This window comes from Mucilaginibacter yixingensis (assembly GCF_041080815.1).
Lineage (GTDB): Bacteria > Bacteroidota > Bacteroidia > Sphingobacteriales > Sphingobacteriaceae > Mucilaginibacter > Mucilaginibacter yixingensis.
On sequence record NZ_CP160205.1, the window covers coordinates 3,251,048 to 3,274,505 of the forward strand.

Consider the following 23,458-nt stretch of genomic DNA (forward strand, 5'->3'; position numbering starts at 1 on the left):
TTGCCGGTTAATGCATTCACGGGCATAGTCAAGCATAGTAAGCGCAACTATACATCAGACTGATGATGAGCAAGATTCACCAGAAAACACACCATATTTCGGCCACCTGACCACACCTGCTCTAATGGTGCATTTTCGGGCGCTGTCAGGCAGAGTTATTTTTATGCCGCAAAACGTATCAGGCATATTGTCGCAAGTGTATTTCTGCTTTAAATTTGGCTAACATCTGAAAGCGGTTTAACCAAGCCGCTGCCCGGCTAATTTGATGAACCTGTTACCGTAAACCCTGCGTGATTTGCACGATTGAGCATGAAGAACCACGATTATCTGCTAAAATGTATTGAACTGATTGAGGAAAGATTACAAGCTGGCCCCAGTGCCGATTGGATCGATTACAATTTTGCTACGCTTCATGATCAAATTTTCGAGGCTACCAAAGTCCCCATCAGTGTACGCACGCTGAAACGTATCTTTAAATCTGGCGATGATTATGAACCGCAGATTGCCACCAAAAACGCCATGGCACAATACCTGGGCTACCGTGACTGGATCCACTTTGTTAAAGAAAATTTTGACCGGAAACCCGAAGATGTGGTTCTACCAAAAACGGAAACGACAGAGCCAACTGGCCCGGTCATCAAGCACAAGCGGTCAAAAAAAACATTCTACTGGATGGGAGCCGCGGCGGTTATCATTATTGCCTCCGTAGTTTTTTTACTCCTCAGCCCCGGACGTTTCTCGTTCACGGTAAAAAACACCAACGGACAAGCACCGTTAACAGTTGCCGTGAGTTATGACCTGTCTTCGCTAAACTATAAAAATGCTTTTATTGATTACGGCAGCGGCGGCGAATATAAGTTGCTGCTTAGCCCGAAAGGCGAAATGGCTTACCTGTACAAAACGCCTAACTATTTTAAAATGCGACTAATGGTTGATGGCAAAGTATTAAACCGTACAGCCGTAGATGTACAAACCAAGGGCTGGGCCTGTTATGTGGGTAACAATGATGCCAATGCGCAGGTGGTAACAGATCAAACTAAATTTAGCAATGGTTCTTCGCTTTATTTTGCGCCGGCCAATATCAGCGCGCTTAATATTGATACAAAAAAGGAGTTTTGGGTAGATTACCGTAACATCCGGAATTTTAATATTGATGGCGACCACATGACCGTGGAGTTTCGCCTGCGCAACAGCCAGGAAACGGGCGGTTTTGATTGTTATGATACAACCCTTGAGTTTACCGGCGAAACCGGCAGAGGCTTGTTTAAATTTGTGAAGCCGGGTTGCACCCAGTATGCCGATACCGAGTTTGGCGACACCCAGATGACCGGCAATTTCCATAACCTGTCATCCTTAGGCGTCGATCTGTCTAAATGGACGGTGGTGCGCATTCAAACGCAAAACAAAACCAGCTCCGTTTATATAGACAATAAGTACAAGTTTAAAACCACTTACAATACGCCTATCGGTAATATCCGCGGTTTATTCTGCCGTTTCAAAGGTTCAGGCCAGCTTGATTTTGTGCGCGTTTACAATGCGGAACACAAGTTGGTTTATAGTGATGAGTTTAATTAAGGCTTGTCTCCCAGCAAAAACGCCATCGTCCCGCCGTCTTTAAATAGCTGATGTGTGATCTGATGCCCCGTAAACAGCTTACCGTTGATGCGTAGCGATTTTATGTATATCGCCCTGGGCGATGTCTTCCTGCAGGTGATCACCAGTTTTTTTCCCTTAGCCAGCCTGATTTCGGCTTTGCTAAACTGCGGACTACATAATTCATAGTTGGTGCTTGCCGGATCTAACGGATAAAAACCTAATGAGGCCAGCACGTACCATGCACTCATTTGTCCGGCATCGTCATTACCGCTCAGGCCCCCAGGCTGATCGTTGTATTCTGCCTTCAACAGACTATCTACCACCATCTGGGTTTTCCAGGGCGAACGGGTGTGATTGTACATAAAAGGTATCTGGTGACCTGGTTCATTACCATGCCAGTACTCCCCTTTTTGAAACAGGCTGTCCAGCGCTTGCTCCAGCCGGTTACCTCCCCCCAGCAGTTGACTCAGGCCGTCTATATCTTGCGGTACATAAAAGGTGTATTGCCTTGGTGTCCCCTCGGTAATGTACCACACCTTTTTATCGGGATAGAACGGAGTGATCCACCGCCCATCGGCATAGCGGCCGCGGGCAAAACCAGTTTGCGGGTCAATTACTTTCCGGTAGTTCAATGAGCGTCCGTGCAAAACCGCCGCATCTGCTTTTTTGCCTAAAGCCAATGCCAGGGTGCCTAAAGCATAATCATCATAAGCATACTCTAAAGTTCTGGATACCTGCTCTTGTTGATGAAAAGCATCTTTTACCGAATCTTCCAGCGGGATATAGCCATATTTTAGATAGGAAGGCAGGGCCCGACGGCCATTGCCATTCAGATAATTTTCTCTGGATGGCTGTTCAAAAGCATTTTGCCGTAAGAGCGCATAACCTTGCTGCACGTTAAATCCGCGGATACCTTTGTTATAGGCTGACGCCATAAATGCCGCCACGTGGTCGCCAATCATCTCATTGGTGTAGCTGTTCCAGCAAGGGAAGATGGGCATCCAGCCCCCTTGGGTGCCTTTGATGATGAGCGACTGTACCAACTGGGCCGTGAGCTTGGGATAAAGTATAGTTAGCAAGGGCAACTGAGCGCGGTAAATGTCCCACATGGAGAAATCATCATAATAGGCTTGTCCGGCTGGCATTCGGGCCGTCTGATACTGATGGGAGAACATAGGATAAGCCCCGCTGACATCGCTGTATAAACGTGGCATTTGGAGGGCATGGAAGAGCGCCGTATAGAATATGCGTTTCTTCTGCTGATCATGATCGGTTATTTGGATGCTGCCAAGCGCTTGCTCCCAGGTTTGCCGGGCCCTGGTGCTGATACTTTCAAAAGTTTGGTTGCCTAGCTCGGCCTGTAAGTTCTCTTTAGCTCCTGCCGCACCGGTGAATGATGCACCGATGCGTAGCATGAGCCGCTCGCCTTTCTTCAGATAAAAACCGGCATAGCTCCCCATACCCGGCTGATTGCTGACCTGATCACCGCCTAAAAGTTTCCCAGCCGCAAAAACACCCGTACGCGCAGGCCGCTTGCTAAAACGCGTATAACTGTGCCCGCTGAAACCGGCTGGCTGACCAGCACCCTGATAAATACGAAACGCCTGATTCGTTACCGAAACACTGCCTCCTTTTTGATCTACGCTCACTGCCCCCTTGCCTTTATCGCTATTGGACGAAATGAGCACATAAAGACTATCCGCATGATCCATCGTCAGTTCCATGATGCCACAACGCAGCGTTGCGGTAACCCTGATGGTGAGGCCGGGAATAGTTAGCTGGTAAAAACCTGGCCGGGCAATTTCACGCGTGTGAACGAGTGGTGCTTGTGCATTTTTAAGGCGGAGCTTGCCAACCAGCGGCATCACCGTAAAACTCCCATAATCTGGCACACAGGAGCCGCTGAGCCAGTGCGTAGCCCGGATGCCGCTAAATATCGTATCGCGATAAAGATAGGGCGGTTCGCACTTGGTTTCGCCTCTGCGGGTTTGCGGCGTCCACTGCGTCATGGCAAATGGCAGTCCGACCGATGGAATCACATTGCCGTATTGCTCACCACCTTCGCCATGCTTCTGCGCGGAGGGTGTGCTGCCTGGCGCCGTGCCAATCATGGGGTTCACATAGTCTGTCAATTGCTCCCGGTGCTGCGCGCGGGCGGCAGGCAATGTGGCTACAATTAATAACAAAGCCAGTATTTTCTTCATCGGTTATCTTTTAATGCCTGCGCAATCAGCGGTGCCAGCATCCGGTAACCGGTTTGGTTAGGGTGTAATCCGTCACCAACAAAACATGCTTCTTTGATCTTACCGGCGTCATCCAGGAATACCTTTCCTGGATTGATGAATGTTATCTTCGTCTCGCCGGCAAGTTGTTCTATCAGTTGGTTTACACCGGCCACACGTTCTTCCATTTTGCGACGCGGAAAAATGCCGGAGATGAGTATTCGGGTCTGAGGCTGGCGGGATTTTACAGCAAAAATCAGCTGGCGCAAACCCTCGATGATCTCCTGATCCGTATTGTATTGCAGGTTATTGGTACCAATCATCAGCAATACATGTTCAGCCTTAAAGCCGTCTAGTTCATCATGCTGCACGCGCCAGAGTACGTTCTCGATCCGGTCCCAACCGAAACCCATATTTTGCAGCCCCAGGAGACTGAAATATGTTTCCCATGAATCCTGCCCCCGTACAATGGTGGATTGCGGCGGGCCGCCCCAGTAGTGAATAATAGAGTTGGCAAGAACTACATTCCGTGGCGGATGCGTTTTAATGAGTGCCAGTTCGTCTGCATGGCGCTGGCGCCAGTTATAATTCCGGTCGCGGCTTTGTACTACAGGGTTCAGCGTAGAAAGTGCCCCTTTTGATTCATTAAGCGCCTGGCGAACCTGCTGCTCAAAGGCATCCCGGTCTTTAGTTGCAGATGATGAAAATATCAGGGTTTTAATGCCTGCTTTCTGCAGCTTCTTTACGGCTGCAACAACCATTCGCTGCGGCTGTCCCTTGATTTCCAGCAAAGCTATCCGGGTTCCGGGTTGAGCGGCCGCTTTGGTAAATAACTGAAAATCTGATAGCACGGTCATTGACCTGTCCAGGCGTCGCTCCAGTTCATCAGCCCAGTTGTGGCCTGCTGCAGACGCGTTGTCCTGGTAAACCACAATCCTTTTCTCTGGCTGTAAAGGCATCAGCTTAAATAAGCTTTGAGAATCAACACCGAACGAGATTTGCTGCAAACCGATACCTGCCGGCAGAAACAACCGATATTCCATTTCCCGCAGCGGCGTACGCTCCTGCCGAGTTATCTGGGAGAAAGACTGCATAATTGTATCTCCGCCCCGCTCCCGCTGCTCCCCATTGTAGGCCAACCACTTACCATCATCATCCAGCTGATACAGCAGGCATTGGGCGGTGGCTGCCCGCCAATGATTTTTAGCGACAATGCGAACGGATAAACTCTTCGCGTTAGTCCATAACCGGACATAGGGATGTGTGCCCATGCCCGATGCATAACCTTCAATCTTGACATTGTCCGGCGAAAGGATGTCAGTCCATTTTAAGTTGACCTGCTGGGCGAGTGCCAGCACGGGGCTGAAACAAAGGAGCGCGGCAAAAAGCCGGCTCCTGAATTTGATTTGCATAAACTATTGCTGTTATTACTTTTCAAAACTAAACGCTACCTCGTTGGCCCAATGTGTTTTCCAGTCTGGATGAAACGCGCGGGCATTTTGCTTGGAAACGCTCCGGTCTTTAGCCAGTTCCATTGTAGCTGATGGCGAAGCATTATCATTAACTCTGAACGAAAGTTTGATGGTTTGTCCTTTATCAAGCGCCGCTTTTACATCCGGAATTTCTTCCCAGGGGATAGCGCATTCGGTGATCAGCGTATTGCCGTTACGTTTAATGACGAGTTGTCCTTTTTTCACCGGCCCCTCTCCCGCCGATTTAGGTTGACGCGGGAAAAAGTGCTTGCGGTTCAGTCGCGGAGTCAGCAAGCGCCATATTTCGGTACCACCACCAAATTCGTCAGCTACGCTGTTCATGGCATACTCATAGTCGGTGTCTTTGTAACCGGTATAACGCGGCATGGTGCCCGGCGGGCTGGCCAGCATACCGTCTTTACCCTCAGGGATGACGTTAAAGGCAATGCTTACGTTATCATATGAGTAACCCAATCCAGAGTTATCTGGCGTTACCGGATTTTTACGATACGTGTAATGCCTGACACCTTTAGGCCAGACCAGCGGTAGTTTAACTTTTACATCAGGCTGGCTGATGGTTACCCCAGCTGGCAAATGCCCGCTTTCGCCAATGATGTGGTAGCCGCTTTTGCCATATTTGTCTTTCCAGTTACCTCTGCTGTCCAGATCTTCAGCCACAAAAACGGCCCTGTCTTTCAGTGTGGAGGCTGTAGACGGATCAAAGAAAATACCGGCCACTTTGACCGATGTCCACCAATTATAGGTACGGAAAACAACGCGCACCTTTCCGCGCAGGTCGAAGGTTTCGTAAGCACCGTTCCATAAGTTATCTACCTTTCTGTTGAGCAGCAATTTGCCGCTTTGCGCATCAAAAACCGTTACAGCAGCGTTAGGCACGCGGATATTGGGCATATAGAAGGACACCCGTGAATACTTGTCTGCCGGCAGATCCAGATCAATCCCAAAAGCATAAGCCACGTCACTGCTCGACCAGAAATAGCCTGACCGCTCTGTTCCTTTTGAACTTTGTAAAGCCCAGGTATCTGTTGGTTTTACCGGCACGCTATCGTGTTTAGTGATGAGCGTCTTATCCATATCCATCATATAAGCCGTATCCGGATAGAAAAAAGTATCATCGGGCCGGTGCTCAAACCGATAAGTGCCCGGCGACGGCGTGTTATCTGCGACTTTGGCTGCAAAGTAAAAGTTATGCTCATCATAAGCAAAGTAGCCATTGGCATAACCTTCGGCCCTGTTATCAAAGTTTTTAAACGGATACCATGCAGCCTCCGTCAGGCTTACATTTTCTGTACCCTTACTGCTGACGGTTTGTGGGATGGCCGTGCGCCAGTCGTCCAGATTACCGTCAATTTTTACCTGCAAATGCGATATGACATTGACGTGCATATCCTCATATAATACTGCCATACCATCCTTGCCTGTTTCAAAATGAACAGACAATGGATACATGTTGGCTGCATTGGCTTTACCGTTCGCAATCTTCAACGGAACGGTAAGGGTTTGATGAGGCGCGATGGTGATCTGGTTGGGGTAGCTCAATTTCAGATCGCCCAGTGTAGCCTTAAGCTGACCGCTGACCGGCCGGTTAAGGATATTGGTCAGTTCAAGATTCAATACCGGGTTTTGCTCAATGCGAGCGGTCATATCTTTAGCAATGATTTCTACCGGCTCATAACCTTCAATACGGGCCTGTTGCAGGGCATTCACCAGCATTTGAAATGATCCTTTCGAACCATCGGGCCGCAGGTAATAACCTTTGGTATTGAGCGGCACGCGGATCTCTCCACCGGTAGCAGGCACCACATTACCGTAAAAATCATATAGCTTGATGTGGGCATTGGCCTTTAGCACCATTACTCCGCCGCTAAGCGGCTGATAGATTTTTAGCAGCGCATTTAAACTGTCTTTCTGGCGGGGATTCAACTGTGGGTTAGTCAATTCCCTGCGGATCTTTTCTTTGTCGGCCACCTCCTGCAAGCCCCGTACGTTACGGAACAGCACGCGCTCTGCTCCGAAGGCTTCGCCAATATCGCCGCAAACTACCGCTGTACCGTCATCGGGGTTATGGTCGTTACCATCAAATAACATCACCCAGGGTAAGCCTTTTTTAAAGAGCAAACGGTTAAAGTCGCGCTCGCCAACCAGGTGTTGTACCGCACCAACGCCTACCGCGGGCGACCATGCATCCGGAATCCGGTCATTCTGTAACACACCACGATCAGTATAAACTTTTTGCTTAAAATGCTCGGAACCCCTGCCCCCTGTAGAAAGATAACCGGCGTAAATACCCATAGAACGATCATAGCCAGCTGAGCGATTGGTAGCCACTGTAAGGCCGATCCTATCATCTGTGTTGCCTACCCAGCTTTCGGTATCCCAGATTTTTACCCGTCCTTTGGGCGATTTACGGTTGACCCACTCCGGGTAAATACTGGGCGCTTCCATGCCCTGGTAGTGAATAGAGCAGAAATCAAAAATGGGTAGGAACGTCATTTTGCCGTCGGCAAAGAGTTTGTCCCAGGCGTTGGAGTTAGAATCGCCGCCACCAACCAGTACATCGGCTCCTTTTTTGCGGCCATCCAGCACGGCATTGGCCATAGCGGTATAGATTTCCCGGTATCTGGGGATATCTGATTGCCAGCCGGAGATGGAACTCCCCTCCCAGGGCTCATTCCATAAAGACACAGCGGTTACCGGTCCTTTAGGCCAGCCCTGGTCAACACAAAGCCGGTTAACGAATTTGGTAAAATCAGCATCAATTGAAGGCGGCCACACATAATCTTGCTTGGTTTTGCGCATAACGCCTTCATCATTTAGTAATGATTTGGGCATACCCAGCGGCAATTGGGCCGTGCCCGCGCCAAACATCAGCAGCACGGTGATGTGGTGTTCCTGGTATTTTTTGAGCTTGGCATACAGTGCCTGGAGTTTAGTCTGATAATCAGCGTCTGTCGTCGGGAAATAATCGACGCCGAAGCGGATGGCCTGTACGCCCAGCCGCTGCAGAAAATCAGGGTCCATATCATCCAGTGATTGTTTGGGATATTGCAAACGCGTGGAGGTGGCTTTAAACGTGCGCACTACGCTGCAGATCAGCCGACGGCCGTATGGCCCCAGATCCAGCACCAGCGCGTACCCGCCAAAAGTAGCGGGGATGATAGGTTTAATGTCGATATTGGTAAATCCGCCGGCCTGGATATGCGCCTTTACCGCAATACTGGCTACATCGGCAAACTTCACCATTTCGGGCAGCCACACATCATTAGGCCGACCCTTTGTACCATAACGAATGATATCTATCCGGCCTTCAACATCCATAGGCTTGCCAAGGTTATTGACAATCTGGGCCGTGTATTGCGGCTGCTCTCCCGGCCAAAGTACATTGGTTGTGGTGCTGGATTTGATGAGCGCCACCTCATAATCATACTGGCGCAGCCCCGTTTTCAGACCGAATACCTGATCATAATTAACCCATTGCTCCGGCGAAGTCATCTGGGCGTAGGACGCCAGGCTGCCCGCCAGCCACAGGGCCAGCGAGCAGATGACGTTGCTTAAATAAGTTTTCTTCATTGACAGTTAAAATTGATCACTGGCCGGGCGTCCACTGGTAAAGTACTACTTTATTGGCATTATAGTCGTCTTTGGTAACCAGGTATTGCCCGTTTGATTTGCGGTAGGCTTTAATGCCGTACATCGAGTCGCAGTCATTACCTACATAAACGTTATTATTGGTGGTCATGGTGGTCACCAGCGCACCGGTACGCAGATCGAACACGTCAACATTTGGTATGGCATAGTAACCCACAAACAGGAAGTCTCCGGCGGCGCTCATTGATTTGGCCTGTGCACGTGTTAAATGAAAAACAACGTTTGGTGCAGTGTGGTTTCCGGCTTTCCAGCCCTCATATACTTCAACGCGGTTTCCAATCAGTGTCCAGTCGGTATTACCACCGGCCAGGATCATCCGGTCGCTCTTGGGCAGGTATTCCAGGCGGTTGAGGTGTTTAATGCTGTCGGGCACCGGCGTGCTTACCGGGGCTGCCCAAATGGGCTTGCCGGTGGCACTGAAGCCGGTTAGCTCATAATACTGGATTGCGTCTGTTTTATCTTTGGATGTCCAAACATTTCCCAGTGAGTCCAGGCAGAAGCCGTTTCTGAGCAGTGTAAACGAATCGCCGGGGATGCCGATAAAGCCATCCGTGTTACGGTTAAAATAGAAACTGTACAGTGCATCCGGGTTTTGTCCGCAGGCAAATAAGATCTTCTTACCGCCCACGCTGGCAAAATGCCCGAAGTGCAGGCCTCTGGAAGGATCGCCCAGGTTGATGCGCGGATCTGACGGATAACGGAACGGATCAATGGTATTGGCTTTAAAACGACCGCCATCTGTACCGCTGTAGGTGTACATAATGTTACCACTATAGAAATCGGCGCCATCGGTACCAGAATCAGCCGCTGCGTTACCTTCAAAGTTCAGCGCTTGCAAGGTCCATAAAAGCGAACCGCTGCCGTTGTAACAATGCAAATCAGTCACACCGTTACGGCCCACATCCCATGAGCCACCCCAGGGATTATTCAATACATACAGCTTACCGGCATTGTCTTTACCGATGCCTACTACACGCGTAAAGCGCTTGTCGCCAGCCTGCCCGCGAATGCCGGTGGTTTCATCCAAATAGCCACCAGTTATCCCAAAGGTTGACTGCTGAACTGGTGTTGTACTCAGGTTATTATAAATCTTGATGTTTTGATCGGGCCCCTGGTCGCCAATATAAAGCAACCCCGCTGCCTGATCACAATACAATGCCGACGGACGCGAGGTTGTGGCCAATTGAATAACCGGCCCGGCAACCCCGGTCAGGCTGTATTGCTTTACCTGTCCGGTGCTCATCTGCGCTACCCAAAGGTTCTGCTGCGCATCAATAGTGATGGCGCCGGGTTCGGTCACCGTCCACTCGCGCAGCAGCGTACCGGCGCTGTTATAAACGCCGATCCGGTTGCCGTAAAAATCACTCACAAAAAGCTCGCTGCCGTTAATCACCAACCCCTTGATGGCGTCGCCGGTGCCGTTGCTGGCTTTGAAGAGCAAGTCGCGTGTTTTGCTGGCGCGATTGTACCGGCCAATATAACCCGCGTTTGGTGCCTGCTGCGCGGTGTAGATGTAGGTCGTGTCGCCGGTAATGGCTGTGCCCTGCGAGTCCTTGGTCCCCCCCATAGAACCGATGGTGTTGCCGTTTTGGTAGACACCAATATTCCGGCTCTTTTCATCCCAGCTGGAAGCGGTATAAACGATGCCGCCGGGAGACACCCACATAGACCGCGCTGCATTACCCACATGTGCATTAACGTCTGGAAACGTATTACCCACCCAGGTTACGGTGTAGGTGCCCGCGCTTACCTCAACCTTTAGCTGAGGGTCTTTTGCCGTACCGATTTTTGCGGTATCTGCAACCATCGTTTTTTTAGCACAGCCCAGACTGAAGCCGGCCATGCCAACCATCAGGGCATAGATTAATTTTCTTGTCATAGGTATTTAGTTTTGGTTAGTAGCCCGGGTTTTGCTGTAGTTTAGGGTTACGGCCTGTTTCGCGCAGTGGAATAGGCCACAGCGTCTGGTTTGTTGTGATGCCCAGCACGGCCGCCGCGCGGCCGGTACGTACCAAATCGTGAAAACGATGTCCTTCAAAACAAAGCTCTTTCATACGCTCGTTTTCAATAGCCAGCCGGAGATCATAATTGTTAGCCACATCATTGGCGCTCGGAAAATCACGCACAGATGTTGTGGTCAGCGGCAACCCGAAGGCCCTGCGGCGAATGATGTTCAGCGCGGCCGTGGCATCGGCAGTTTGCCCTAACTCGTTGAGGGCTTCGGCGCGCACCAGGATAATATCAGCCAGGCGCATCACAATAATGTTGGCATCCAGACCGCTGGTCAGGCGGATGTATTTACCCACAAACGGTACCGGTATAGTAGCCGGACTCATGGTGATGGATACCGCCTTGCGGATATCGCCGGTTTCAAATGCGTTGATGATCTTGCTGGTTGGCACAATCTGGTAGCTGCTGCCCTGCGTACCTGCCGGTGCTGGTGTAGGCACATAGTAGCTGTAAGTGCCATTGCCCTCGCTAGAGGAGCTGACATACTGGATCTCAAAAATAGATTCGGTACTGTTTTTTGATGCAGGATTGAACATATTGGTATAACCGGTTTGGCCACTCACCAGTGTGTAGGTGGTATTATTCATCACCTCCAGGGCTTTAGCAGCAGCATTGGTATAATCCTTTCTAGCCAGGTACACCTTAGCCATCAATGCTTTAGCACCACCCTGCGTGGCACGACCGCGGGTATCTACATTGTTGGGATAGCTAACCGGCAGATTGGTTTCTGCCAGTTTAAGATCGGCAATGATCTGGTCATAGGTTTGATCGCTGCTGGAGCGGGCAATGGTAAAATCGTCATTAAACGAAGAGTAAGGAACCGTTACCAGCGGCACACCGCCAAACGCTTTCAGCAGGTTAAAGTAGAAGTAGGCGCGCATAAAATAGGCCTCGCCCAGGATGCGTTCTTTTTGTCCGGCGATGAACAGGTTGGCGTCAATACCGGGCACATTTTTCAGCACGTCATTACAACGGCCAATACCCACGTAGTTGTTTTGCCAGTACAGGGCAACGGTTGCATTGTCTACCGTGATGCCATGTTGCGAGAACGGGCTGAAGTTGATCAGCTGGGCCGTGGCCAGATCAGACGCGGCGTCAAAAGCTACCGGCGCCTGGGTAGAAAGGGCTTGGGCGGCATCATAAATACCTACCGCGGCCGCTTCTGCATCGCCTGATGATTTGTAGAAATTCTGCTCGGTTATTTTATCCTGCGGCACCTGATCGAGCACCTTGGTACAGGAGTTAAATAAAAACGCGGCTATAAGGAGTGTAATTGAAATCTTTTTCATGATGCTTTGATTAGAAACTTACATTAAAACCTGCGCTCAGCGTGCGCGGCTGTGGCTGCACAGCATAATCGATCCCCAACTGGGAGTTTTTTACAGACTGGTTCTGTGCTTCCGGATCATAGCCCGAGTAATGGGTCCACAGCGCCAGGTTTTGCCCGCTGATGAACACTTTAGCGCTTTGAATATGCAAGCGTTTCAAGAATGTAGCCGGCAGGTTATAATTCAGCGTGATGTTTTTCAGGCGAATGAACGAACCATCCTCCACCCAACGCGACGACATCTCACCATTGGTCAAACTATTAGTGACAACCGGGTCATTAAACATGGGTTTAGGCACATCGGTAGTGGTGTTGGTTGGTGTCCAGTATTGTAAGGTTTTCACGTCGCCGTTGTTATAGCCGGCCATGCGCTCCAGAATGGCACGGGTTTGGTTATAAACCTGATTGCCGTAAGAGAAATAAAGGAAAACACTCAGATCAAAACCTTTGTAGCTAAAGGTATTGGTAAAGCCACCTGTAAACTTGGGCAGGGCGTTACCGATAATCACACGGTCGGCAGCGTTAATTTTGCCATCGCCGTTGGTATCCTGGTAAACCATATTACCGGTCGTCGGGTTAACGCCAGAGCTTTTATAACCGAAAAACGAACCAACGGCCTCGCCTACGCGGTAAATACTGGTTGGCAAAGTGGTACCATATAAACCTGGCAAACTCTCGGTAAAATCAGAGCTGGTAGGATCGCCAATTACCAGTTGGGGCAGATCGGTGATCTTGGTACGATTGAACGACATGTTATAGTTGGTAGACCAACGGAACTTGCCGCGGATGTTATCGGTACTCAGCGCTATATCTATACCTTTGTTTTGCAGCTTGCCAATGTTAGCACCGTTGGTACGCGCAAAACCCGAAGTATAAGGCAGATCTAGCTTGAAGATGAGGCGGTTGGTTTGTTTTAGATAAGCATCTACGGTCAGATTAACGCGACTGTCAAACAGCGACAGGTCTAAACCCAGGTTGGTTTGCGTGGTAGCTTCCCAGCTTAAATCTTTGTTGGAGAGTGCCGACGCAGCAATACCTGCTTCTGTACCATAATTCACCGCAGTAGCATAGGTGGCCAGCGACGGGAAATCGTTGCCTAAACCTTCCTGGCTGCCCGAGGTACCTATACTGGCCCGCAGTTTCAGGTCGCTCACCGCGTGCTGATTTTTCATAAATTCCTCGTTACTGATTCTCCAGCCGCCGGAAATAGTGGGGAAGAAACCATATTTCTGATTAGCGCCAAAACGGGACGAGCCATCAATACGTCCGGCAAGTTGTACCAGGTAGCGGTCTTTAAAACTATAATTTACGCGACCGAAATAAGACAACAGCCCTGATTTGGACCTATAATCACTGGCTTCTGTACGGTTAGTAAAACCGGTTACGGCTTCGATCAGATCGGTAGCACTGGTGTTGCCGGCAGCTCCAATTCTGCGGATGCTGGTAACCTGCGTACTTTCACCGATAACGCCAGAAAGCACGTGTCCGCCGGATAGCTTGGGTGTGTAGGTCAGCGTATTTTCGTTAAGCCACAGCATTTGGGTAAAGAAATCGGCAGCACCGGTGGCAGCGCTCTGGTTATTAACCTGGGTGCTTTGATAGCGGTCGTCCTGAATGCCCTGGTTATCCATACCAAAGCTGGTCTTGAACTTCAGGTTAGGCAAAATGCTGTACTCGCCATAAATGTTGCCCACATAACGGTTCACGATAGATACAAACCGCAACTCGTTAGCCAGCATAACCGGGTTGGTAGCCCGACGGTTAGCATCGTAATAATAGCTACCATCGGCATTATAAACCGGATAGTTGGGATTATAGATCAACGCATTGGCCAATACCGACTGCCCCGAAAAGCTGTTATCAATACGGTGGTTGAGCGAGTAAGTGCCATTCATGCTAAAACCGATGCGCAGGTTGCTGGTGGCTTTATAGTCGAGGTTGATACGGCCGTTAATACGGCTAAAGTGCTGCTGCCCTACAATGGTACCGGTTTGATCAAGGTAGCCGACAGATAAGTAATGACTGATGTCTTTAGTACCGCCGGAAACCGACATGTTATACTCTGAAATGGGCGCACTTTTAAAAATGGCGTCCTGCCAGTTGGTGTTGATACCTGTTTTAGTGATGGTTGGATCTACCGCCAGGCCAGCGTTGGCACGCTCCTGGGTGATCAGGTCGACATATTGGTCGCCGTTTAATAAAGGCAATCGTTTCGTAATTTCAGATACACCGGTATAGCCGTTAAAGTTAAAACGGGCCCTGCCCTCTTTACCCTTCTTGGTTGTGATCAGGATCACACCGGCTGCTGCACGCGAGCCGTAAATAGCCGTGGCTGCGGCATCTTTCAAAACGTCTATCGATTCAATATCATTCGGGTTGATATCATTGGTGGCGGTAATGCGCTGTCCGTCGCCCCCTAATGGCGACACGCCAGCCGGAATGTTGTTCATCGGCACACCGTCAATAACATACAGCGGGCGGTTCTCGCCAAACAACGAGCCGTTACCGCGAATACGGATATAGGTTTCATCGCCGGGAGCACCGGAGTTCTGCACCACCTGCACACCGGCCACTTTGCCCTGGATAGCTGCATCCAGATTAGTTACCGGCACGCGTGCAATTTCCTCGCCTTTTACGGAAGCGATTGACGAAGTGAGGTTTTTACGGATCTGTGAGCCGTAACCCACCACAACCACTTCGTTCAAAGAACTGGATGTTTCAGAAAGCTCCACGGTCAGCGTTGTGCGGTTGCCCACGGCAACTTCCTGCCGACCGAAACCTACCATACTGAATACCAGCACATCATTAGCGTTATTTAATTTAATGCTGAACTGGCCCTCCTTGTTAGTTGTTGTTGCTCTGGTGGTTCCTTTAACCGTAACGGTAACACCGGGCATGGGCTCACCTTTAGAGGTGACCGTACCGGTAACTACCTGATCTTGCCGGTAAAGTTGGTGGCTGCGCACCGCTGCCGAGGCCATAGCCGGCACAGTGGTCATACCCAATGCCAGGCAGCTGATTACCGCAGGTACCGTACAAATACGAAGCGTACATTGCCTGTACTTAGCATACTGTAAAAGTAATTTCATAATTGATCTCAATTGGTCTGATTGGTGCTGTCGCAGATCAGGTGATCAGCGGCAGCATCTTGGTTCTCATTTGTTATTGACCGTCTGTCCTTCCACCCCGGTTACTCTGGAACGGCATGCACGTCCGTTAGCGAGGGCTTCAGAAAAAACAGCAGGATAATTGGTTAACGCTCCCGCTCTGCAGGTGCCATTTGCAACTGGCGCCAACGGACTACGGTGAATCGTCAAAACAAACATATCACTAGTGAATGCAAAGTGCCGCGTGCAAACACGGGCGTTTACATGCACAATTGAGACAAACACTAATAAACTGAATATCAACAATATGTATATTTTTCATAAGCTTAACTGTTTTTCATTTTTTCCGATAGTCGCCCGGTGTTTGACCGGTATGCTGCTTAAAGAAACGGGCAAAATAGTTGGGATACTCAAAATGCAGCCGGTAAGCAATCTGGGCGATGGTGAGATTGGTATAGCTCAGGTACTTTCTGGCTTCGGTTACCAGGTAATCATTAATGAGGCCGCTAACGGAGCGCCCGGTGGCTTTCCGGCACAAGCGGTTCAGGTGAGGGGCCGACAAATGCAGAGCGCCGGCCAGTTGTTCAACACTGATCTGCCCTTCACTTTCCCTGATCAACTGCTGCAATCGGATCATATGACCAGTGCCCAAGGCGGTGCTTTCGGTCTTTACTGGCGGTATCAGGCGGTAAATGGCCAGAAACAATTGTTGCAAACAGGCGGTCAGCATAAGTTGCTGCCGGGCATCGTGGATTTCCTGTTCAATAGTAATAGCTTCCATCATGCTGCTGATGCGATCGGATGAATAAGTGGCAGAAAATTCTGTGATCCGGATCAGCTGACCAGCCATGGCTGTGAGTACGGGCACATCTTTCCAGAGTGAAGCAAACAGTATATCAGAAAGGCTGACAATATACCCACCCGATTGTTCGCTGAATTTGAAGCCGTGCAAATGGGTAGCGGGTATTACCAGCAGACAAGGGGCCGCTAACCTGCTCACCTCCCCGGCTTCCTGTAATTCAACTTCCCCCGTTGTTACCAGGAAAATCTGCATAATACCGGGATGCGTGTGCGGCTCAATCTGCCAGCCAAATTGTTTGCTGCGGGTTTCAAGCCGTTCGGCAAACAGATAGTCGCGGTCAGAGCGGGCCTGCCGGTCGCCATACAGCCCTTCAAATTTCCCAATGGTCGTTGTTCTCTTTTGGCTCATGTTCGGTTTGTATCCTAAGATGTCAAAAAATAAGCTATTTATGGTTCATTACTGCCCGAAATTTGTATAAAAAATAATCGACAATGAATAAACGACCAGGAACCCTGATCATCGTGGTGCTGGGCATGCTGATCGCCCTCAGCCCCTTTTCAATTGATATGTACCTACCGGCATTTCCGGCTATTGCGGCGGCATTGCATACCAATATTGCCCGGGTGGGCTATTCGCTAACCAGCTATTATGCCGGATTATGTGTGGGACAATTGATCTACGGAATTCTGATTGACCGCTTCGGGCGGAAAAAGCCGCTGCTGGCCGGGCTGCTGATTTACCTGGCAGCCGGGCTGTGCTGCGCCCTGGCCGGTGGTATTAATTTGCTCATTGGTGTTCGCCTGTTCATGGCGCTGGGCGGTTGCGTGGGCATGGTGGCTGCGCGGGCTATAGTACGTGATTTGTATCCGCCCGAAGAAATGGCCGGAGTATTATCGCTTCTGGTACTGGTGATGGGGATAGCACCGGTAATTGCCCCAACCATTGGCGGCCTTATTGGCAGTTGGCTGGGCTGGCGCTGGGTGTTTGGCACTATGGCGTTGATTGGAGCACTTTTAATACCCGGGGTATGGTTGATTTTACCGGAAACCAAAACGGCAGACAAGCGGGTATCGCTGAAGCCGGGCAATATCTCGGCAGCTTACCTGGCGGTGCTGCGTAACCCAACCTTCCTGAAGTATACGCTGGCGGGCGGCATTAGTTATGCCGGTATGTATGCCTACATTGCGGGCTCGCCCTTTGTATTCATGCAAAAATTCGGGTTTTCTGATACGGCCTATGGCTGGGCATTTGCCCTGAACGCCTGCGGACTGATTGCCGGCAGTCAGCTCAATCGTCTGGCGCTCAGAAAATACACCAGCGCTACGGTTGTTCGAGTAGCGTGCGCCCTGCTTTTTCTGACAGGCCTGGGACTGCTGCTAGTTACCTGGGCAGGCATTGCCGGGCCCGCAATTACGCTGGCTTTTATCTTCTTTTTCCTGTTTTGGATTGGTTTTATCAACCCTAATACCACCGCCCTGGCACTTGCGCCATTTACCGCTGCCGCCGGCCGGGCGTCTGCGGTACTGGGCAGCTCACAGATGATTGCGGGTGTTGCGGCTTCGTGGCTGGTGAGCTTTTTTAATAACGGTACTACGCTCATCATGCCGGTGGTGATGTTCGGTTGTACACTGATTAGCTTCCTGTTACTGGCGGGCAGAAAGCGGGCGCAAAGGACGGCTCTGGCTGTGAGCTGATTTTATCTAACCCAGGTGTTATCCAGCGGAATACCTTTAATATCCCGCTGGATGACAGCAAAGGTTATCTTAAACTCCCGGCTTCTGCGTATTAAAAGTTATTCAACCGGTCTGATCCAGATATTGCGGAAGCTGATAGGTTCGCTCTTATCGCCATGAGCCTGCAGTTTAATTGGCGACGGGCCATGAGCAACATCATAGGTTGCTTTGCCAATGTATCTGGTTGGCCCAAGCAGTTCTACGTTGTTCTGAACCAGTATACCGTTAAACCACACCGTTACCCGTGCCGGGCTGGTTGCTTTACCACTGGCATCAAACGTTGGCGCTTTCCAGCTAATATCATACGTTTGCCATTCGCCGGCTTTGCGTGCCGGGTTAGCCAACGGTGCAAATTGCTTGTAGATGCTGCCTGCCATGCCGTTAACGTAGGTTTTGTTCTCGTAGGTATCAACAATCTGCAATTCGTAACCGGCATCGCCTTTACCTGTTGAAGCCAAAAACAAACCGCTGTTACCACGGGCTTGTCCCTCGCCGGTAATATTAGCGGGGATGCGCCACTCTATATGCAACTGGTAGCTGCCAAAAGAGCGTTTGGTTTCAATATTTCCGGCAGATTTATTAACGGTGAGCACACCGCCGCTTACTGTCCAGCCAGCTGGTTTGTTACGATCTGCAACAGCAACCCATTCGTCCAGATTTTTACCGTCAAACAATACCACCGCATCTGCTGGCGGGCTAATTTTCTCATATCTAACCGGCTCAACTTTTGGCGGTACCGGCTTCCATACTTCGGTATCTTCTGGCTTGGCGGCCTCCTGCGCGTAGCTGAAACAACGGGCAACCAGCAGTAAACAAACTAGTGAAGTTATTCTTTTCATAGTCAGCTTGCTTAGGCTAATAATACGGTTCGTAAATATTTGCTGCTTTGCTGTATACTGACATACGGATCAATCTTAAAATTCTCCTGCTCAACAATATAATGCTTAATACCGGCCACTTTGGCTTTGGCCAATATTTGCTGGAAATTGATGCTGCCTGAGCCAACTTCGGTGTTAAGCTTAGGATCTTGTTTGTCCATATCCTTTACGTGTACCATGGTGAACCGGCCCGGATGCGCATCGAATAATTTAACCGGATCTTGTCCTGCACGTACTACCCAGTACAGATCCATTTCAAAATCAACCAGCTTAGGGTTGGCGCCTTTGAGCAGCGAGCTGTATAATGGAACGCCTTCAATCTCCGTAAACTCAAAATCGTGGTTATGATAAGCCATTTTCAGACCCGCCTGATGAATGCGCTCTGCGGCTATATTAATTTTAGCAATCAGCTTTTCAACATCGGCAGCTGTGCGACGAAATTTGGCGTTAACATACGGCATCGTTACATACTGATGACCCAGCATTTTAGCCGCAGCAATGGCATCGTCCAGTTCGGTAAATGTACCATCAGCCAATAACTGATCCATACCGTAATGACCGCTTGGCGATTTTAATCCGTGCTGATCCAGCAATTTTTTAAACTCTACGGCACTTAAGCCCCAAAAACCTTTGTCTTTGCTGTAGCCAAATACTTCTACCTCTTTGTAACCGGCTTCGGCTACTTTGGCAATAACGCCTTTTACATCTTTTGGCAATTGATCGCGCAGGGTATATAATTGTAATCCGGCCACGGCATTGGTTTTAGCAGACAATAGTTGCGGAGCCAGCATTAAACCAGCGCCCAGCATACCTGCCTGTGTTAAAAATTCTCTTCTGTTTGTCATTGTTTATGTTTGGTTTAAACATCGCAAATGCGGATAGCTGCTTTAAGCGATGCAATTTTGTCTGTGTTTTTCGGCACAAATTCCTGGCCTACATAGCCTTTAAAACCGGTGCTTACAATAGCTTTCATAACAGCCGGATAGTAAAGCTCCTGCGTATCGTCAATCTCATTACGCCCCGGTATACCGCCAGTATGGTAATGCGCAATATACTGGTGATAGGTTTTTATATTTCTGATGATATCGCCTTCCATAATTTGCATGTGATAGATATCATACAATAACTTAAAGTTCTCTGAGCCTAAACGTTTACAAAGTTCAACGCCCCACTCCACGCGGTCGCATTGGTAATCTTTATGATCAACCTTGCTGTTTAGTAGCTCCATACATAGAACTACTTTGTGCTTTTCGGCCAGTTCTACCAATGGCTTCAGGCCTTCAACACAGTTGCGCCAGCCGGTCTCATCATCTTTACCCCTGCGGCTTCCGCTGAAGCAGATGAGGTTGGTATAACCATTTTGGGCTACCTGCGGAATAAGGTTAGCATAATTCTTTTGCAGCGTGGCATGGAATTTCGGATCATTGAAACCATCCGTCAGATTAATCTCTGCACCGTTACACATCGGCGAGTGCATACCGTGCTTTTGCAGCGTAGGCCAATCGGCCGGGCCGCAAAGATCGATGCCTTTAATGCCAATTTGTTTGGAGACCAGGCAAAGTTCATCCAGCGTTAACGGCCTATAACACCACGGACTAACCGAGTGGTTGATGTTTCCTTTCAATGCGGCATTTATATGCTCTTTAGGCTCATCGATTGTAAAGGCCGATAGCGCCCCGGCACCCACCACAGCGGCAGAACCGGTTACCATGTTTTTTATAGCTGTTCTTCTGTTTTGATGTGACATACTGGTGATTATTTAAATTTGAACTGCCGCCGATGGTTCTTCAATATCCAGCCCCGGACGGGTTTCAATTGCGTTTTTATCGCGGAAGAAAAGCAGGAATAGCACTAGAACCCCCAGGGCAATACCGGCTGGAATTAGCCAGATAGCTTGCCAATCGTGCCCTGCTGCAGTTTTGTGGCTGTCTACAATCGGACCAGAAATATATGATCCCATCAACATACCAACGCCATAGGTAGCCAGGGTAATGAAGCCCTGTGCAGCACTTTTGAAACGCTCGCCGGCCAGGTTATCGGTATACAATTGGCCGGTTACAAAGAAGAAATCATAACATACCCCGTGAATTACAATACCGGCAATCAGCATCCAGTAATTGGCATCGCCATTGCCATAGGCAAAGCACACATATCTCACCACCCAGGTTAACATGCCAATAGCCAGCATTTTCTTAACGCCCAAACGCACAAAGAACAAAGGCATAGCCGCCATAAAGATCAGCTCAGACCACTGCCCCCACGATTGCTTGAAAGCGGCTTCTTTCATACCCACCTCGTTTAAGAACGGATTAGTAAAATTGTAGTAAAACGCCAGCGGCACACAAATGGCAACAGATGCCAGGAAGAAAGTAAGATAGGATCTGTTTTTTAGCAGACCTATAGATTCTAAACCGATAACCTCCGAAAAAGTGGTTTTCTGACCTTTTTTTGCCGGCGGTGTATCTGGCAAGGTAAAGCTCAATAAACCCAAAGCGATTGATGCAACCGCAGCCATCTTGAAAGTTAGCACCAGTGTGTTGTTTTGCTCCCAGGCCAGTTTACCAATAATGGTACCGGCAATGATCCAGCCCAGTGTACCAAAAAACCTGATTGGCGGAAACTCTTTATTTGGGTTAGCCATCTGCTTAAACGACACCGAATTTACCAGTGCCAGCGTAGGCATATAAATAATCATGTACAGCAATATAATTGGGTAAAAGCCCTCAAAGTTGCTCACCGTGGTGCCATACCATAGCAAGCCGCCACCTGCCAGGTGCAGTATGCCTAATATTTTTTGTGCCGGGAAATATTTATCGGCAATGAGGCCGATAATAAACGGCGCAATAATAGCTCCTAATGATTGCGTGGCATAGGCGGTGCCAATTTGCGTGCCCGATGCTTGTAATGATTTGCCTAAGTAGGTACCCATGGTTACAAACCAGGCACCCCAGATAAAAAACTCCAGGAACATCATTACAGACAGTTTAGTTCTGATAATACCGCTCATCTGTTTGGTTTATTGATTTATTTGGTTTTGGTTGTCTTATGGTGATAACGCCTCTCCGTTATCATGTGTCATCCCGATCGGTAATGAGCCATCTCTTCAGCAATGCATCCCATCTCATTGCTTTGAAAAGATAGCTCCCGTTTATCGTGATGACAGTTTTTCTAAACTTACTTGACCGACAGGATATATTTTGCCATTTCCTTTGCGTCATCTTCGCTCAGGCCGCCGTGTGGTGACATGGCTACGTCGCCCCAGCTACCGCTACCGCCTTTAATAATCTTATCGGCCAGCTTGGCTACGGTAGCGTCTGACTGATCATATTTTGCGGCGATATCTTTAAACGCCGGACCAACCAGTTTCACATCTGGCTTGTGGCAGGTACCGCAATCTGAACTGGCCATTAAACCTTCGCCCTTAGATTTTGGTGCATTGGCTACACTTTCAGTGCCCACGGCGGCTGATTGATTTGTGGTAGATGCGGCATCTGTTGATGCACTGTTGCTACCGCCGCCGCATGCTGCCAAACCCAATACACCTGCTGCTACTAAAACTATCAAATTGATTTTTTTCATGATGATGATTATATTCCTAATATCTTTTTGTTGAATGATTGACCTGTACCCGGTGATGCAAAATCGTCAAACGCACGTTCTGTTACCCTAATAATATGGTCTTTAATAAATTGGGCGCCTTCGCGTGCGCCATCTTCCGGGTGCTTCAGGGCGCACTCCCATTCCAGCACGGCCCAGCCGCTAAAATTATACTGCGTTAACTTACTGAATATCGATTTAAAATCAACCTGACCATCGCCCAGAGAGCGGAAACGGCCAGCACGATCTACCCAACCCTGGTAGCCACCATAAACACCCTGCCGACCAGTAGGATTAAATTCTGCATCCTTTACATGGAACATCTTAATCCGCTCGTGATAGATATCGATATACTCCAGATAGTCCAGGCATTGCAATACAAAGTGCGATGGATCATACAGCAGACAAGCTCTTGGATGATGATTAACCTTTTCCAAAAACATTTCGTAGCTGATACCATCGTGCAGATCCTCGCCCGGGTGGATCTCATAGCACAGGTCTACACCGTTTTCGTCAAACACATCCAGGATTGGTCTCCACCGATCTGCCAGCTCTGTAAAGCCGGTTTCCACCAAACCCGCAGGGCGCTGTGGCCAGGCGTACACCATGGGCCAAAGCAATGCACCGCTAAAGGTAGCATGGGCATTCAATCCCAGGTTTTGTGATGCCCTGGCGGCATACTTTAGTTGCTGCACGGCCCACTCCTGACGCGCTTTGGGATTGCCATGCAAAGCCTGCGGCGCAAAACCATCAAAGAGCTGATCATAAGCCGGATGCACCGCAACCAGTTGCCCTTGTAAATGGGTGGATAGTTCGCTAATTTCTAATCCGTGGCTGTTTACCAAGCCTTTCAGTTCATCAGCATAAGTTTTACTTTCAGCCGCTTTTTGCAGATCGATAAAACGAGGATCGGTAGTTGGAATCTGGATGGCTTTATAACCTAAATCTTTGGCCCATTTACAAATTGCATCGAGGCTGTTAAATGGAGCCTCAGAGCCTATAAACTGGGCTAAAAAAATGGCCGGTCCTTTAATTGTTCTCATAG

Annotated in this window: 15 protein-coding genes; 2 read left to right on the forward strand and 13 right to left on the reverse strand. The window is 49.3% G+C overall.

The window, feature by feature from the left end:
- Positions 1-309 precede the first annotated feature (309 nt).
- Positions 310-1,575, forward strand: a complete 1,266-nt coding sequence (locus ABZR88_RS13135; RefSeq protein WP_107826893.1) for a hypothetical protein — start codon at positions 310-312, stop codon at positions 1,573-1,575.
- Here the strand turns inward: ABZR88_RS13135 and ABZR88_RS13140 are convergent.
- The 7 genes from ABZR88_RS13140 to ABZR88_RS13170 all read right to left on the reverse strand — a co-directional run bounded on the left by ABZR88_RS13140 (position 1,572) and on the right by ABZR88_RS13170 (position 16,613).
- Entirely contained in the window at positions 1,572-3,800 is a 2,229-nt protein-coding gene (locus tag ABZR88_RS13140) for a GH92 family glycosyl hydrolase (RefSeq protein WP_107826892.1), read from the reverse strand. The two genes, ABZR88_RS13135 and ABZR88_RS13140, sit on opposite strands and share 4 nt — an antisense overlap.
- The gene (locus ABZR88_RS13145) at positions 3,797-5,230 is read right to left on the reverse strand and encodes a GDSL-type esterase/lipase family protein (protein ID WP_107826891.1); all 1,434 of its coding nucleotides are present in this window, start codon (positions 5,228-5,230) and stop codon (positions 3,797-3,799) included. Before ABZR88_RS13145 ends, ABZR88_RS13140 begins: the two co-directional genes overlap by 4 nt.
- A 15-nt stretch (positions 5,231-5,245) precedes the next feature.
- Positions 5,246-8,881 (reverse strand): hypothetical protein, encoded by a 3,636-nt coding sequence (locus ABZR88_RS13150; protein ID WP_211309741.1) that lies wholly within the window; start codon positions 8,879-8,881, stop codon positions 5,246-5,248.
- A gap of 16 nt (positions 8,882-8,897) precedes the next feature.
- Positions 8,898-10,838, reverse strand: coding sequence for an SMP-30/gluconolaconase/LRE-like region family protein (locus ABZR88_RS13155; protein WP_146166463.1), 1,941 nt, complete (start codon positions 10,836-10,838; stop codon positions 8,898-8,900).
- Positions 10,839-10,854: 16 nt separating this feature from the next.
- A complete protein-coding gene (locus ABZR88_RS13160) occupies positions 10,855-12,258 on the reverse strand; it encodes a RagB/SusD family nutrient uptake outer membrane protein (RefSeq protein WP_107826889.1) in 1,404 nt (467 codons plus the stop codon).
- Between the two features lie 10 nt (positions 12,259-12,268).
- The gene (locus ABZR88_RS13165) at positions 12,269-15,385 is read right to left on the reverse strand and encodes a TonB-dependent receptor (RefSeq protein ID WP_107826888.1); all 3,117 of its coding nucleotides are present in this window, start codon (positions 15,383-15,385) and stop codon (positions 12,269-12,271) included.
- Positions 15,386-15,740: 355 nt separating this feature from the next.
- The gene (locus tag ABZR88_RS13170) at positions 15,741-16,613 is read right to left on the reverse strand and encodes a helix-turn-helix domain-containing protein (protein WP_107826887.1); all 873 of its coding nucleotides are present in this window, start codon (positions 16,611-16,613) and stop codon (positions 15,741-15,743) included.
- 83 nt (positions 16,614-16,696) lie between these two features.
- Here ABZR88_RS13170 and ABZR88_RS13175 point away from each other — a divergent pair, with 83 nt between their 5' ends.
- Positions 16,697-17,899: a multidrug effflux MFS transporter gene (locus ABZR88_RS13175; RefSeq protein ID WP_107826886.1), complete on the forward strand. Its 1,203-nt coding sequence runs from the start codon at positions 16,697-16,699 to the stop codon at positions 17,897-17,899.
- A gap of 98 nt (positions 17,900-17,997) precedes the next feature.
- On the opposite strand, the gene ABZR88_RS13180 is transcribed toward ABZR88_RS13175, so the two are convergent.
- The 6 genes from ABZR88_RS13180 to ABZR88_RS13205 form a co-directional block, all read right to left on the reverse strand.
- Complete coding sequence (locus ABZR88_RS13180; protein ID WP_107826885.1) at positions 17,998-18,777, reverse strand: DUF1080 domain-containing protein; 780 nt, start codon at positions 18,775-18,777, stop codon at positions 17,998-18,000.
- Positions 18,778-18,788: 11 nt separating this feature from the next.
- The gene (locus ABZR88_RS13185) at positions 18,789-19,661 is read right to left on the reverse strand and encodes a sugar phosphate isomerase/epimerase (protein WP_107826884.1); all 873 of its coding nucleotides are present in this window, start codon (positions 19,659-19,661) and stop codon (positions 18,789-18,791) included.
- 14 nt (positions 19,662-19,675) lie between these two features.
- Entirely contained in the window at positions 19,676-20,563 is an 888-nt protein-coding gene (locus ABZR88_RS13190; protein WP_107826883.1) for a hydroxypyruvate isomerase family protein, read from the reverse strand.
- 12 nt (positions 20,564-20,575) lie between these two features.
- Positions 20,576-21,823, reverse strand: coding sequence for a nucleoside permease (locus tag ABZR88_RS13195; protein ID WP_107826882.1), 1,248 nt, complete (start codon positions 21,821-21,823; stop codon positions 20,576-20,578).
- A gap of 167 nt (positions 21,824-21,990) precedes the next feature.
- Positions 21,991-22,395, reverse strand: a complete 405-nt coding sequence (locus ABZR88_RS13200) for a c-type cytochrome (RefSeq protein ID WP_107826881.1) — start codon at positions 22,393-22,395, stop codon at positions 21,991-21,993.
- 8 nt (positions 22,396-22,403) lie between these two features.
- Complete coding sequence (locus ABZR88_RS13205; protein ID WP_107826880.1) at positions 22,404-23,456, reverse strand: sugar phosphate isomerase/epimerase; 1,053 nt, start codon at positions 23,454-23,456, stop codon at positions 22,404-22,406.
- Between the last annotated feature and the right edge of the window lie 2 nt (positions 23,457-23,458).